The following is a 14432-nucleotide window of genomic DNA, read 5'->3' as shown; positions in this document are numbered from 1 at the left end:
TCCCCTTTCCTAATTCGCTTTCTGATTGCTTGTTAACGTCACTTCAGCTGTCTTTAATTCGTCTCCGCGATAAAAATCGATTTTCACCTTATCGCCAATTGAAAAATCACTGTATAAATGCTTGCGCAAATCACCGGAATTCGTAATTTCCTTGCCGCCGATGCTGACAAGAATATCCTCCACCTGAAGGCCTGCTCCCGCTGCAGACGAATCCGGATCGATGTTCGCTACAATCGCCCCGGTTGTAACGCCATCTGGCAGATTGCGCAAATATTGAGGAGGCACTTCGTCAAAGCTTGCCAGGCCAACTCCAAGATATGGGCGGACCACTTGTCCATTTTCAACCAGCTGATCAATCAGTGTTTTGACCTCATTGCTAGGGATCGCAAACCCAAGGCCTTCCACTCCGTTATCAGCGATCTTTAAGCTGTTGATCCCCACCAGCTGGCCAGCCGTATTCATCAGAGCACCACCGCTGTTGCCGGGATTGATTGCTGCATCGGTCTGAATGACATTTAAGTTCCATTCCCCTGCAGATGTGCTGACTTCAATCGAGCGGTCCACCGCACTCACGATTCCCTGTGTAACCGTTCTGGATAAATCCAGGCCAAGCGGGTTGCCGATGGCCAGCACCTGATCTCCGGTTCTTAGCTTGGAGGAATCTCCAAACTCCATGGCAGCAGCGGAGACATCTCCTTTAATTTTTAACACTGCGATATCTGTCAGTGCATCGGTTCCGACCAATTCTGCTGTCACCTTTTCACCATCATGCAGAGTCACCTGAATTTCGCTGGCATTTTCAATCACGTGATTATTCGTCACAATATAAGCAGCATCATTAGTCTTTTTATAAACAACCCCCGAACCCGTGCCGCTTTCGGCAGCTTCACCCGATTGGCTGAACGGATTATTATTTTGCTGCTGCATATTCACAACACCGACAATGGCTTTGGATGCTTGCTCAATGGTATCCGCCAGGGAATTTGCAGAGGCAGACACTGGAGTCACATCAAGATTGGATGAGCTTTCAGCTTGTACATTTTCTTCCGGAACAGATGCCTGTGGCGTATCTTCCTGAAAATACGGAACGGCTGTAAGCGTTAGCGCCGATCCCAGCACCCCTGCCGCCACTGTGGATAGGAACCCTTTCCATACCGGCTTTTTCGCCGCCCGATTTTCCGTTCTGCTTTCTTCGTTAAAATCTGTCATGATTGAACACTTCCTTCTTATCTATTTTGAATTTGGATTAGTTGTTGTTTGCCTTACAAGTTATACTTTAAAGGCCCACTGTGTCAGGAAAATGTCAAAGACGATTTTTATGCAAAAAAAACAGGGACAGGTCCCTTGTCCCTCTGTTCCAAGTAATAATCTTTTCTAAGACAGTGAACCTGTCCCCTTGTCCCTCTGGCAAAACAGAAGTTCTAAAAAATATTGATAATAGGGTGTTTTTTTTATAATATTGGATATTTTAAAAGAGTGGAAAGCTGGTTGAGGTGAAATCGCTAATGATATCAAAGAGGCATTTAATATTTAATCTATCTATAATAATCATTCCGTGGTTATCGTTGTTTTTTATAGGAAAACGCAGTATAAAACGTTATTCTTTTGCGGGTGTTTTTATTATTATTTTTGAGATCATAAATCATATATATGGACACAAGCGGAATTGGTGGAAGTTTTACGATAAGCGGAAATCATTTATAAAGGATGAACTTCCTTTTAGTGTTGGTCCCTATATGCCTCTTTCTATGTGGTTGCTTAAATTTTCGTACGGAAACTTTAAAAAGTTTGTGCTGCTTAATGCTATTGCTGATGGACTCTTTGCTTTTCTAATCATTGATATTCTTAAAAAATTAAAAATCGCAAGTCTAAATAGGTTAAATCATTTTCAATTTTTTATCTACATACACTACAAAGCCTATTTATTATATGGAGTACAGTATTTGTTTGAGAAAACCAGAAGATTTAGTTGATTTGATAACCTCAGCAGGACATGCAAGCACCTCTTAAACCCAGCCGAGGAAATGATGAAATGTTCAAAGCCCCAGCTCATTTTTCGAGAAGGGGCTCTTTCAGTTTACCTTTTCAATATTTTTACGAATCCTGCTCCACAATTAAAAGTTACCTTTAAACTATTGGGTGCATTACTTAAAGGATCCAGCTGCAATTCTTTGCGGCTTTTTCTTGTTGAAATAAAGAGGCCGGTTACTACAATAAGACATAAATTTTCTTATTAAGAATTTAATGGTAAAATCAATTAATAGACTAAACGAGGTGAGAAAATGTATTGGGAGACTCTTCCTAATGGGGTTTGGATTATTTATTACTCATTTTTGATCGTAACATTGGGAACTGCACTATTAAGTATTATTAGAAAGAAAATGTTAAGTTTGTCCATTATTGCCATCGCACTTACCATGACTGTTCCGATAATTAGTTTAATAAACAGCATAGGGAGAGCAAAAGGACTAAATGAGTTTGAACATATTGTTTCTCAGCTACAACAAGGGGCTATCTGGTCTATTTATACATTTATAGGCTTCTTATATTTACTTATTTGGTGGGCTATCTTTCTTTTCAAAAATAAATCGAAAAACTTCAAAACCGACTAATTACATGTTTCATCATGTGTTTATTAATGTAATTTCTGAGCCAGTTTAAAATTAAATTCGAGTTTGTAAATGAAATCAATAATCCGTGTCCCGATCATTTGGCAGATAACCGCATAGACAATAACCTTCCAGTCAACTACAATACCGGTAAGCAATAAAAGACTTCCATTTATGTAAAAAAGCGTTCTCCCTGGCGCGTACCCTTTCGCTTTTGAAATGATTAAAGCAAGGATGTCCATGCCGCCCGAAGAGGCTCCCATTCGAAATAAAATTCCCACACCAATTCCAAAGACAACAGATCCGAATAAAAGATCCAGCAGGACCGGATTCAGAGGCTCTAATACAAGCGGAGTGAGAGAATCAATGGTAAAGGAAGTAACGGTGACGCAAAACAGCGTCCAGATCACACTGCTTTTTCCGAGCCACTTGGCAGCTGCCAGTAAAAGGCTCGCGTTCAGAACCCATAATGTAACCGAGTAAGGCGTGTCCAATAAATAGTTAAATAAAACAGCTAAGCTGGCGGCACCGCCCGAGGGAATAAAATGCGGAAACAAAAAGAACGTCATCGCAATCCCCTGGATTGCAGCAGCAACTCCTAGAATCAAAGACTTATAGAGTACGTACATAACAAAATCTCCTAAACGTTTTTTCCTTTCTCTATCTTATAATATTCTCATATAATTAGAAACCTCATGATAGAAATACACGTAATAGAGGTGTACATGATGACCTATCACTTTAAAACAGAACGCCTTCTCCTCCGGACGATGCAAACCGATGACCTTGATGCTGTTTTTCAGATTTGGGGTAGCGCAGACGTCATGAAATACTGCGGCGGCGCCAGCACAAAGGACCGCATTCAACGCTCCATCGAATTTTACAAGAAGCTGCAGGATGAAAAAGGCTACTCGGTTTACACTGTGTTGTTAAAAGAATCTACATCTGTCATTGGGGTTTGCGGATTTAATCCGTCAGAAAATGAAGAAGAAGCTGAGCTCCTCTATCACTTGGACCAGCGCTACTGGGGAAAAGGTTTTGCGGCGGAGGCTGCGGCTGCCTGCGTAACTGACATAAGAAAAAATAACACAGGCATTAAGAAAATCATCGCGGCAGTTGATCCGGCCAACCCTGCTTCCGGGAAGGTACTAACCAAAATTGGCATGACTGCCAAAGGAATGAAGTGGTTTGAAGATACACAGCAGGAAGAACTTTACTTTGAACTTGATTTAACGTAAAAAGCTCGCAGGCGAGCCAGCTTTTTTGTTTTTTTAAAATTTCTTCGCTAATTTTAATGATTTATTCGCTAGTTTCATCCATTTGCTCGTAAAATCCCCGTTTTGTTCGCTAATTTTGGTGGTTTCTTCGCTAAAAACCCCGTTTTATTCGCTAAGTTCACATTTTGGCAAGAAAAATACCTGGTACCTAATCGAAAGTACCAAGCATTTTTTCATGAACAACCCGAATCCGTAGACTTCGGGTTCTTCAATCCAAATAGCGGACGGATGAACAGAGCAACCCCTGTTCCAAGCATTGCCATAATGGCCCATACCCAGCCGTGTAAGCTGAAGGAGGCGATTCCGCCGAAGTAACCGCCAATATTGCAGCCGAATGCAAGGCGTGCTCCGTATCCCATGAGCAGTCCGTCAACAATGGCAGCCCCTGCTACGCCAAGCTAAATTTATCTGGTTTGAAGTTTCCTTGAACTGCCGCTGAAATTAAAGGCGCCAAGGATGATGCCGATGTTCATGACACTTGTAGAATCAGCCAGAACAGTATTTTTCAATGCCGCCATATTTCTGCTTTTAATCACTCTCTTTGGCCACATAAATCACCTAATCTACAACCGGAAACCAACCAGGAGTGTTAACGATTGCCTGCCAAAGCGGATCCGGGATGACCAGTTTTGCCTGGTCCTTCTTGGATAAAGTTGTGGCAATCTCAGACTCATTTCCTTCTTGGACTTTTTGCACCCAATCTGGTTCCATAATCAGTTCCCGACCTAGAGCCACCATGGCTACTCCAGTTTCCAATGCTTTTGCGGCTTCATCAGCGGTATGGATAGAACCTACCCCAATGAGCGGTACACGTTTGGCAATTTTTTCTAAAAGATACTCTACTCTCAGCTTATCATCGTCGACACCACGTCTCGGCTTAGACCAGAAATCCATAAGGGAGACATGAAGATAGTCAAGCCCTTTATCTGACAGCACATCTATCAGCTTAAGGGTATCTGCCATTATAATCCCAGGTTCAGACTGCTCCTCTGGTGAAAAACGGTATCCGACAATGAATGACTCTGACGCATGTTCTTTTACAGCTTTCTGCACTTCATCTACCACAGCAAGAGGGAAAGTCAGGCGTTTTTCAAGGCTTCCTCCAAACCGGTCATCACGCTGATTAGAATGCGGAGAAAAGAACTGCTGAATTAAATACCCATTGGCTCCATGAATTTCGACTCCATCAAAGCCTGCTTCAATGGCGCGGCGTGTTGTCTCGCCAAATGCCGCGATGATGTCCTCCACTTCACTTTCTGTCAATGCCCGGGGAGTGATGTCACTCCCTTCTGAAGCAACCGCACTGCTGCTTACAGTTTCTCCATTGGGAACAAGTTCTGGCGGGCATTCCCTGCCTCCGTGAAAAATTTGGAGAACTGCTTTAGCACCCTGCTCTTTAATACTGCTTGCCAGCCTGCGCAGGCTTGGAATCATCCCATCGTGATCTCCACCGAATTCACCATCGAATCCCTTTCCATTTGCTGTCACATATGTACATGCCGTAATGACCATTCCTGCACCTTTGGAACGGCGTACATAATAATCAATCTCGGCATCTGACACGGTTCCATCCGGATGGGAAGAGAAATTTGTCATCGGAGCCAGGACGACTCTGTTTTTTAATTCCACATTATTTTTTAACTGAAGGGATTCGAATAGCGGCTTGTAGCTTGGGTTCATTGAAAGAACACTCCTTTTTTACGGTTTTGGCAATTTATTTTACACAACAAGGACCAAATCCAGTTTGTTAGATTTTCCTGCTGTTACGCAAAAGTTATCAATAACTTACAAGTCAAGCTTAAAAGTATTTCTTGACTAATAGTTTTTTGATATGACGATTTTTAACCTCCTTCAAAAGAATACTGTAATATTATAGTTTACAGTTTGGAAAGTCAATTTTTTGAATCGGAAGCTTTACTTTCCCCCTGCTCGATTCTGAACAATTAAAAAAGAGAAGCTCCCCTTGCAGCTTCTCTTTTCTTAAGTTATCGTCAATTTCACCCTGGGGACAGAAGGACAGGTCCCTTGTCCCTCTTGTTCCAGGCAATATTCTTTACTGGGACAGTGAACCTGTCGCCTTGTCCCGGCCTGAATAAGATATATTTTCTATTACAACATCGAGCTGGCCACTTGGTATGATCAGTGAAGTTTGTTCACCTAGATTTTTTAACAAAAGCTGCCTGCCGACCGGGGACAAGAATGAAATACAGCCATTATCAGGGTCTGAATGTTCTGGCAGACAGATATGATAATCCTCTCTATCATTCTCCCCTTCAAATAATAATGTTACCTTTGTTCCAATAAACACTTTCCGTAAAGGCTGGTCTGAAGAAACTCGACTATACAGTGTAATATATTGCTCTACTTCTCTTACATAAATACTAAGGAAATCCTTTATCCGTTCCTTTAGCGGAGTTGAAGATAGATAAAGGCTATTCAACTCTTGATAGTTTTCGTCAATAAAGGTTAGCTGTTTAATCAAAAACTCTTTTTCAATGGGAGCCTCAAGACTATGGTTCATAGTAGATAACCTCCCTGCTAGGATCAAACACCTTGCAAAACTTTAATTCTACTGTCATTTTCATTACACATCCTTTTTTTAGAATATATAAAAAACAGACCTTTCCTCATATAAAAGAAAGATCTACTATATATTTACAAAATAGCATGTATACCCCTGAAAAGCTAGTTATCGATTAATCTCTAATTAACTTAAGGGACAGGTCCCTTGTCCCTCTGTTTCAGGTAATAATCTTTACTGGGACAGTGAACCTGTCCCCTTGTCCCTCGATTTACCACCTTTATATCAAATTGTAATGTCAATTATTTCTGAACCATCCCAAGTTCCTTTTCGCTGCCAGAGCTTTTGGGGGACCCTATTAATACGCCTATTCCAAGCAAGAGGAGGAAAATCCCTAACCAGGAAGTTATGTTTAAGGATTCTCCTAATAGGAAAACGCCTAATAATGCTGCTGTTAACGGCTCTGCTAGTGCAAGGGTAACTGCCGTTGATGAAGAAACATGGACAAGCCCTTTAGCAAAAAGGAAATAGGCTATCCCAGTGGCCATGATCCCAAGGTGAAGGCTTACACTCACACCTCGAACACTCGTGATCCAAGACATATCAAAAACAAATAAAAATGGTGATAACCAGATAGCACTAAGCGTGAACACAACGGCAACTACTGATAAAGATGAATATCTTTCAACCAAATCTCTGCTTACAAGCGTATAGCCTGCGAATGATAAACCAGCCCCCAAAGCCATTAATATGCCAACAGGGTCTATATAAACTGATTCTTTATTCACAAACAGCATTAGACAACCTAAAATGGATAGTAAAGTAGAACACCACCACATGGTACCAGGACGTTTTTTTAAGTAAATCCATTCAAGGAAACCTGATAAAATAGGTGCACTGCCAATTGCTGTCACGGTCCCAATAGCCACCCCTGTAATGGTAACTGCAGTGAAAAATAATGGTTGATACAGTGCCATACATACAGAAGCCAATATCGTTGTCTTGATTGGCCAATTTTTATAGTTTAATTTTCCTGATAGGAGAACAATACATAATAAAAATAGTCCACCTGCTGCTAAGCGAGCAGCACCAATGGCAATCGGGTGTGCTTCTTCCGGCGCAAGTGCCTGAGATGTACCTGTTGTCCCCCAAAGTACTGCTGCAAGTAATATGAAAAAAGGAGCCCATTTGTCCTTCAATTTTCTCACCTCAATAAAAAAGATAAAAAGAATCATTAACCTAATAATAGAAAATTCCTTAAAAATTTTCTTTACCAGGTTTAATATCCCTTTTATCTATTATTAAGAATTCTGTATTTTTGTGGAGATATTCCCTCACAGCTAACAAACCACCGTGTAAATGAAGAAGAATTCTCAAAACCTAATTCCTCACTAATCCTCGACATGGACCATATTGTAGAAATTAATAGATATTTAGCCTCTTTCAAACGATGTTCAGATATATATACTTTTGGGCTTTTCCCGGTTTTTTTCTTAAACCATGCTGAATAATATGCTGGGTGGTAATGTTCTATTTTTGCTAAAGTTTCTAATCTGATTGACTCCTTAAAATGTTTATGAATATAGTCAATAGAAGGGGGCTTAGAGATTTGAAGTTTACTGGTCACATATCTGGTCAAATCTGCTAAGGAGGATGTGTTCTCCTGACTCTTCGCCTCTTCCAGCAGCAAATAACGGATAGAAGCCCATTGTTTATCCAGCCGAATATACATACTGCTTGTATTTTCTGGTAAATATTGAGTTGGGATATCTAAGATTAAAAATTCATTCCTGTCCATGGATCGGTAGTTATGATCAAACCTTGGAGGAAGATAAAAACAATAATCGGAGTCAAGATTGATCTCTTGCCACTTCGTTTGTATATCCAGGGAGCCCTGTAATGGAAAAAGAAATTGACCAAACTCATGCTGGTGAGAATGAAACTCTCGGGAATAGGATCTTTTCTCGCATGTTACATGATTGACACTGTCCATTTTACTCCCCCAAGGTCATACTTTATGTATATTATAATTCTAAACAATGAGGGAATAAAGAAGGAGCATGAATCGAATTGATTTGATTTAAATATTGAATTCTTTATTGGGTAGCAGCTCCAATTCAAGCAGAAACTGTTTCATTTCAATGCCCCCGCGATAACCGGTCACAGCACCATTTTTGCCGATGACTCGATGGCATGGAATAGCTATTAATAGCGGATTTGCACCGATTGCTTTCCCTGTAGCCCGGACCGCCAGCGGCCTTTTTATTAGCTCGGCGATGTACGAATAGGCGGCTGTTTTCCCATAAGGGATCTGCGATAACGCCGTCCAAACTTCCTCTTGAAATGGAGTGCCTATAATATCCAGGGCCATTGAAAAAACTTGTCTGTTCCCCAATAAATACTCTTGTAATTCCATCATATATGGCTGCAGTGATCCTTTATTTTCCACAAGCACTGCAGATGGCAAGTATTTTTTCAGGGAGCTTTCAAAGTCCTCAAAAGTTGGGTCAGAGCCTATATAGCAAAGACCCTTCTCTGTTTTCGCCAGATATAGGCTCCACTTGCCTTCCCGCATATTCGCCCATTCAATCCTTTTCATTCTTCCGATCCTCCCTTGTTTTTTTCCGGTAAGCTGCAGGTGTTGTTCCAAGCTTCTTTTTATACAATGAGATAAAATAAGGGGTGCTGGGGAATCCTGCTGATGCACCAACATCAGCTATCGATTGCTCCGTAGTCTCCAGCATATGGATTGCTTTTTCCAGCCGGATATCCTGAATATATTCTGTGGGTGACTTCCCCGTGACCCGTTTAAATATTCGCTGTATATGGAATGGACTTCCATGAAAAATGTCCCCCAATAGATGTAATGTAATGGGCTGGCTATAATGCAGATCGATCCACTCTTTTATTTGTTTAATCCATTCTTCTGCAGGCAAGCTGAGGCCTTCCGGTTTGCAGCGCTTGCATGGCCTGAAATTTTCCGCCAGTGCTTGAGCAGCATGATGAAAAATAGTTACATTTTCGATATTCGGGATTCTCGATCTGCAGGATGGCCTGCAGAATATCCCTGTCGTTTTAACGCCATAAAGAAAGATATCATCATAGGTCTTGTCGCAATCCTTTATTGCTTTCCAATACTTTTCAGGAATCACTGCATGTTCTTTAGCCATTGCACTCACTCACCTCTGCTTCACAGTATACACAAAAACATTTATCATCTGCGATTTCCTAAATATAAACGCAAGATAACGTAATCCTGAAGATTTACAATAAAGAAAAGTAACCGTCATACAGGAGGGATAAAAATGAGCACTCACACTATTAAATGGAAAGAGGATGAAAATGGGCTGATCATTTTCACCCCGGATGAATTCAGCTTTTTAGAAAATCTTCGATACTTGTCAAGATCAGCAAATGAATGTCTATATGAGATTTCTCATCAGAAAATTAGACGTGCTCTTTCCATCAAGAATGAAAAGCCGCTGCTTGAAATAAGTGCTGTGTCAGATAAGCTCCTCTACGTCCAATTTTTAGGCGATCACGAACCTGTCACATATCAAGCAAAGGCGTCGATAGCGGCATATATTCATGATTGGTTCGACCTGGGAACCAGTCTGATCCCCTTCTATGAGATGGCGAGAACAGATCTATTATTGCATAAACTTGCAAATCAATTTTTCGGGCTCAGAATTCTGGGAATCCCCGACTTATTCGAAGCCCTTGCCTGGGGAATCCTCGGGCAGCAGATTAATCTTACATATGCGTATACGCTAAAACGGCGGCTCGTAGAAAAATATGGGGATTACCTGGAATATGACGGGACAAAATATTGGCTTTTCCCCGCAGCTGAAACGATTGCCGGGCTAATGGTTGAAGATCTTGCAGACTTAAAAATGACCGTCAAAAAATGCGAATATCTCATTGATGTAGCCCGCTTGATTGCAAATGGCGAGCTTTCGAAAGAGGACTTGCTGAATGAGGGAGATGTGAAGTCTGCAGAGAAAAGATTGACCAGAATACGCGGCATCGGCCCATGGACAGCCCATTATGTCCTCATGCGGTGCCTGCGCTTCCCTTCCGCTTTTCCGATCGATGATGTCGGCCTTCATAATTCGATCAAACTGATCCTCGGCTCTGAAAAAAAACCGACCAAAGAGGAAATTTTGAAATATTCGGGTGCATGGAAGAATTGGGAGTCCTATGCCACTTTTTATTTGTGGAGAGTTCTGTATTAAAGGAAACCTAAAAATCTTTTGACAGAGCATCATCGAAAAGAGAGATCATGCAAAAATAAAAAATCTTCCTATTTCCACCGTTCCATTGCTGAAATATTGATACCACGGAAAGTGACCGATATATTGAAATTTTGACCGATATCCAGTAAGAAGTGACCGATAAAATAAAAATCTGACCGATATACTGTGAGAAGTGACCGATATATCAAAAGCAGGCCGAATTTGAACACCGAATTACCTATAAACGTCAATTCTCAGCAGAAACATAGTAAAAAGGCCGTCAATGAACGGCCTTTTTACTATGTTTTTCTGCAAGATTAAAATTAACTTGCAGTTTGTAGATCACATCTATCATTATTATTACCAACGAAGACAATAGAAACTAAAGAAACGCGCGTTCCGACCATTTCAGGCAGTGCCATGGCATATCCCCTTGGAACAAAATAATTATTATAAAATAGATGAAACTTTTCGTGTATACCATCTTTTTCCCGATCTTTCACTTCACTTTCATTTCCTCTTCCAAGGCTTTCATAGTAAGGACTGGCATCCATAATCACTGGTACTTCGAGGCCTTCTTCTGTTTCTTTCGGACGAATGATATCCACTGCAATTCTGTCTGCTTTTCCGTTTTCATCCGAATCAAGAGTGGACTCCACATAGACTGTCTCATGAATAGCCTCTTCGTAAGAATAAATTGACTGAGACTTTAAGCCCTCGATTTGCGCCGCCTGACTAGGCTTTTCTTTGGCAGTCGCATTGCTGCTTGTGTAAATCAGATTTTGTTAGTTAGAATCACTAATAGTCCAAAAAACAAAAAAAGCCTGGCACTCACTGCTGAGCGCCAGGCTTCCTATTAACAAACCGAATCCGTTGATTTCGGGTTTTTCAATCCAAACAGCGGGCGAATAAATAATGCCACCCCTGTTCCAAGCATCGCCATGATTGCCCACACCCAGCCGTGGAGGCTGAAGGAAGCAATTCCGCCGAAGTAGGCACCGATGTTGCAGCCGAATGCAAGGCGTGCGCCATACCCCATAAGCAAGCCGCCGACAATTGCAGCCCCTGCTACGCCAGGCTTAATTTTACCTGGTTTGAAATTTCCTTGAACTGCCGCTGAAATAAAGGCGCCAAGGATGATGCCGATGTTCATGACACTTGTAGAGTCAGCCAGAACTGTATTTTTCAATGCCGCCATATTAGCGTCTGATGAAAAATATCCCCAGGACGTTACATCAATTCCCATCGCCATTAAAGCCTTACCGCCCCATAGCGCAAAACCGGAAGTGATGCCCCATGGCGTTCCGCGCACGGTTAATGTTAAAGCGTTCAATACAGCTAGAACAATGGCTGCCGCGAACAATGGCCATGAGCCTCTCAAAATCTTTTTCCAGCCGGTAGTTGTCGGCAATGCCTTCATCATTGGCGCGTTTTTCTTCTTCGCAATTTGCAATGTCACCCAATAAATCAGTGCGAACAACGCAAGCTGCAGAACCAGTGCTCCGCCATACCCTAGTCCTGTAGAAGTAGCTAAAGAAATGGGCGGCAATGCTGGTGTTTCTTCCATCCAGAATGAAAAATGGTATGCACCTAAAGTGGACCCCACAATAAAGGCAAGAAGCGTCAGGATCATGGAGGATTGGCCTCCGCCTACAGAGTACAATGTACCGGATGCACAGCCATTCCCCAGCTGCATTCCGATCCCAAACATGAACGAGCCAACCAGAACACTCACCCCAACAGGTGAAACATATCCTTTAGGCTCCATTCCTGTAAAACTGAAGCCGGTGCTTAAAATGATGGCAAATAGAGTAGACGCAACTGCCAGCATGAGCATATGTGCCTGGAGGCCTTGCCCGTTTCCTACACTGGCAAAGCGCCTGAACGCAGATGTGAAGCCAAACCGGGCATGCAGCAGAGTCATTCCCAGCGCAATTCCGATAATAAAGAGAACCCCTTGTGTCATGTTAGCTGCATTTATAATTGAAATGAACAAAATAATAGCCGCAAGAACGCCAGCTGCAACAAAAGGCTTCTGTGCTGGATTTAAGTTTGTCACAACCGTTGTCGGTGCAGAAATCCATTGCTTGGACGGATTACTTTTAACATGAACTTGAACCAATCTTATTCACTCCTTTTCTTATCATTTTAGTCGGATTAAAGCATTATTCTATAATATATTTTGCTAAAAGTAAATGGTGTGCAAGAAGTTTCCACTTTAACCAATCATATCCCCAAACTTTCCAATTTCCTTCTTAAAAGCCAGCTGCACCGTTCCGATTGGGCCGTTCCGCTGTTTGGCGAGGATAATTTCAATCGTATCCTGCTGTTCAGATTCTTTATGATAATAATCATCCCGATACAAAAATGCGATGACATCCGCGTCCTGCTCGATCTGTCCGCTCTCCCGCAAATCTGAGAGCATCGGCCGTTTATCCTGGCGGCATTCCACACCTCGGCTCAGCTGCGAAAGAGCAATGACCGCTACATTCAAATCCCTTGCCATCGTTTTCAGCTTCCTGCTGATTTCACTGATCATATTAATTATTTTCTTTATCTGCCTGCCGCTAGTTTATCTAGCTTTTTTCTATACGCTATAATCTGTTGTTTCTATTCCTGAGGATAATAAAAGTCAAGAGGCTCTCCCTCTATCCTAATTAACTTACGATTCCTGAAATGCCGGTTTCCCTTTTGTTCTAAGGTTATTTTTTCTCCCCAATAAAAAGCATCACTCCCCACTTTTGCTATGCATTTTTTCTCCGGGGACAGGTTCTTTACCCGATAGTATAAGTAATAATTTCGGATTTTCGATATAAATATGAAGTAATAACATTTGATGGGAGAAAAATGAAATGTATGTCTTCGATCAGGGAAGAATATTAGAAGAATCAAAGGTTTCAGTTAGTATAAGAAATAAGGGATTAAATTATGGATTGGGATGCATCGAGGGAATTAGGGCTTTTTGGAATGAAAGACAAAACCAATTGTATATTTTCAGAATTTATGAACACTTTAAGCGATTCCATGAATCTGGTCATTCTCTTCATATTCATATCCCGTATTCTATAAGCCAATTAATCGTTTGGACAATTCAATTATTAAGAAAAAATAACTTCCGGGAAGATGTCTATATTCGCCCTCTTTGCTTTAAGGGGGCAAATATTATTGGACCGGATTTGGCAGATCCATTTAATCGTGTAAGTATGTATTGAACCCAATTAGAATATCAACCGAAGCCGGCTTTAAAGGTTTCTGTTTCCTCATGGAATCGTTTGGGCAATAATATTATTCCCCCTCAGGCAAAGTCAACAGGAGGCTATTTAAATTCCGGTTTAGCTACTACGGAAGCCATTTTGAATGGTTTTGATGAAGCCATTTTCTTAACAGATAGGGGGCTTGTAAGTGAGGGACCAGGTGAAAATATTTTTATTATAAAAAACCACTAGTGTTGCATAAATTTTGACGGAATTTTCAGTTTTTACACTTACCCTGCTTAGAGCCAAAAAGGTAAATACCCAATTAAAGGTGGCTCCATCCATTTGGAAAATAATTTACAATTAGACGTTTGTGACGACGACAGTTTGTTTATTAAGGAATGGCTTTTCCTTCGATTTTCCGAAGCCAAATATGTGCCGGCTTCCATAAAGTAGCTCTTAGATAACGGCTAATTTGTAAGGTTTTTCGCTTGCTTTTCGTCTCAAGTTGAACGAGTACATGTAGGCAAAAAACGATTAATGCGATAAACACTTGATTGTGGATCGCCCATTCACTTTGACCATAAAACTTTTTG

The 14432-nt window shown here is 41.3% G+C and carries 15 protein-coding genes and 4 pseudogenes; 6 read left to right on the top strand and 13 right to left on the bottom strand.

What is annotated here, in order from left to right; all coding sequences use genetic code 11:
• Positions 1 to 9 precede the first annotated feature (9 nt).
• Positions 10 to 1209: a S1C family serine protease gene (locus IQ19_RS08755; RefSeq protein WP_144542034.1), complete on the bottom strand. Its 1200-nt coding sequence runs from the start codon at positions 1207 to 1209 to the stop codon at positions 10 to 12.
• 296 nt (positions 1210 to 1505) lie between these two features.
• Between IQ19_RS08755 and IQ19_RS28445 the strand changes: the two genes are divergently transcribed.
• Complete coding sequence (locus tag IQ19_RS28445; RefSeq protein WP_144542032.1) at positions 1506 to 1973, top strand: hypothetical protein; 468 nt, start codon at positions 1506 to 1508, stop codon at positions 1971 to 1973.
• A 309-nt stretch (positions 1974 to 2282) separates the two neighbouring features.
• Positions 2283 to 2612 (top strand): hypothetical protein, encoded by a 330-nt coding sequence (locus tag IQ19_RS08745; protein WP_144542030.1) that lies wholly within the window; start codon positions 2283 to 2285, stop codon positions 2610 to 2612.
• A 23-nt stretch (positions 2613 to 2635) separates the two neighbouring features.
• Here the strand turns inward: IQ19_RS08745 and IQ19_RS08740 are convergent, their stop codons facing one another.
• Complete coding sequence (locus tag IQ19_RS08740) at positions 2636 to 3238, bottom strand: YitT family protein (protein WP_144542028.1); 603 nt, start codon at positions 3236 to 3238, stop codon at positions 2636 to 2638.
• 96 nt (positions 3239 to 3334) lie between these two features.
• Between IQ19_RS08740 and IQ19_RS08735 the strand changes: the two genes are divergently transcribed.
• On the top strand, positions 3335 to 3847 hold the full coding sequence (locus IQ19_RS08735; RefSeq protein ID WP_242020942.1) for a GNAT family N-acetyltransferase: 513 nt from the start codon (positions 3335 to 3337) through the stop codon (positions 3845 to 3847).
• A 212-nt stretch (positions 3848 to 4059) separates the two neighbouring features.
• Here IQ19_RS08735 and IQ19_RS29095 read toward each other — a convergent pair.
• The 7 genes and pseudogenes from IQ19_RS29095 to IQ19_RS08700 form a co-directional block, all read right to left on the bottom strand.
• Positions 4060 to 4398 (bottom strand): annotated as a pseudogene (locus IQ19_RS29095) (YeeE/YedE thiosulfate transporter family protein); the annotation flags it as partial.
• Between the two features lie 46 nt (positions 4399 to 4444).
• Positions 4445 to 5566, bottom strand: a complete 1122-nt coding sequence (locus IQ19_RS08725) for an NADH-dependent flavin oxidoreductase (protein ID WP_144542027.1) — start codon at positions 5564 to 5566, stop codon at positions 4445 to 4447.
• Between the two features lie 373 nt (positions 5567 to 5939).
• A complete protein-coding gene (locus IQ19_RS08720; protein WP_144542025.1) occupies positions 5940 to 6407 on the bottom strand; it encodes a GreA/GreB family elongation factor in 468 nt (155 codons plus the stop codon).
• A 302-nt stretch (positions 6408 to 6709) separates the two neighbouring features.
• Positions 6710 to 7606, bottom strand: coding sequence for an EamA family transporter (locus tag IQ19_RS08715; RefSeq protein ID WP_144542023.1), 897 nt, complete (start codon positions 7604 to 7606; stop codon positions 6710 to 6712).
• A gap of 92 nt (positions 7607 to 7698) precedes the next feature.
• Positions 7699 to 8400, bottom strand: a complete 702-nt coding sequence (locus IQ19_RS08710) for an AraC family transcriptional regulator (RefSeq protein ID WP_144542021.1) — start codon at positions 8398 to 8400, stop codon at positions 7699 to 7701.
• An 87-nt stretch (positions 8401 to 8487) separates the two neighbouring features.
• Positions 8488 to 9006 carry a methylated-DNA--[protein]-cysteine S-methyltransferase gene (locus tag IQ19_RS08705; RefSeq protein ID WP_144542019.1) on the bottom strand — a complete coding sequence of 173 codons (519 nt, stop codon included), beginning with the start codon at positions 9004 to 9006 and terminating at the stop codon, positions 8488 to 8490.
• Entirely contained in the window at positions 8993 to 9577 is a 585-nt protein-coding gene (locus IQ19_RS08700) for a bifunctional transcriptional activator/DNA repair enzyme AdaA (RefSeq protein WP_144542017.1), read from the bottom strand. Before IQ19_RS08700 ends, IQ19_RS08705 begins: the two co-directional genes overlap by 14 nt.
• A 135-nt stretch (positions 9578 to 9712) precedes the next feature.
• Between IQ19_RS08700 and IQ19_RS08695 the strand changes: the two genes are divergently transcribed.
• Entirely contained in the window at positions 9713 to 10642 is a 930-nt protein-coding gene (locus IQ19_RS08695) for a DNA-3-methyladenine glycosylase family protein (RefSeq protein ID WP_144542015.1), read from the top strand.
• A gap of 323 nt (positions 10643 to 10965) precedes the next feature.
• Here the strand turns inward: IQ19_RS08695 and IQ19_RS08690 are convergent, their stop codons facing one another.
• From IQ19_RS08690 to IQ19_RS08680, 3 genes and pseudogenes are all read right to left on the bottom strand, one after another.
• Positions 10966 to 11301 carry a CocE/NonD family hydrolase gene (locus IQ19_RS08690; protein ID WP_242020940.1) on the bottom strand — a complete coding sequence of 112 codons (336 nt, stop codon included), beginning with the start codon at positions 11299 to 11301 and terminating at the stop codon, positions 10966 to 10968.
• 197 nt (positions 11302 to 11498) lie between these two features.
• On the bottom strand, positions 11499 to 12764 hold the full coding sequence (locus tag IQ19_RS08685; protein WP_144542013.1) for a YeeE/YedE family protein: 1266 nt from the start codon (positions 12762 to 12764) through the stop codon (positions 11499 to 11501).
• Positions 12765 to 12860: 96 nt separating this feature from the next.
• Positions 12861 to 13178 (bottom strand): annotated as a pseudogene (locus IQ19_RS08680) (DnaB-like helicase C-terminal domain-containing protein); the annotation flags it as partial.
• A 316-nt stretch (positions 13179 to 13494) separates the two neighbouring features.
• On the opposite strand from IQ19_RS08680, the gene IQ19_RS08675 reads away from it, so the two are divergent.
• Complete coding sequence (locus IQ19_RS08675; RefSeq protein WP_144542011.1) at positions 13495 to 13854, top strand: aminotransferase class IV; 360 nt, start codon at positions 13495 to 13497, stop codon at positions 13852 to 13854.
• A 30-nt stretch (positions 13855 to 13884) separates the two neighbouring features.
• Positions 13885 to 14088: pseudogene (locus IQ19_RS29270) on the top strand (aminotransferase class IV); the annotation flags it as partial.
• Between the two features lie 142 nt (positions 14089 to 14230).
• On the opposite strand, the pseudogene IQ19_RS08665 reads toward IQ19_RS29270, so the two are convergent.
• Positions 14231 to 14432 (bottom strand): annotated as a pseudogene (locus IQ19_RS08665) (IS4 family transposase); the annotation flags it as partial.

Origin of the sequence: Cytobacillus oceanisediminis (assembly GCF_007830235.1) — a bacterium.
GTDB classification, from domain to species: domain Bacteria; phylum Bacillota; class Bacilli; order Bacillales; family Cytobacillaceae; genus Cytobacillus; species Cytobacillus oceanisediminis.
Note: the sequence above shows the minus strand (reverse complement) of the source record. Positions and strands in the feature narration are given on the sequence as shown.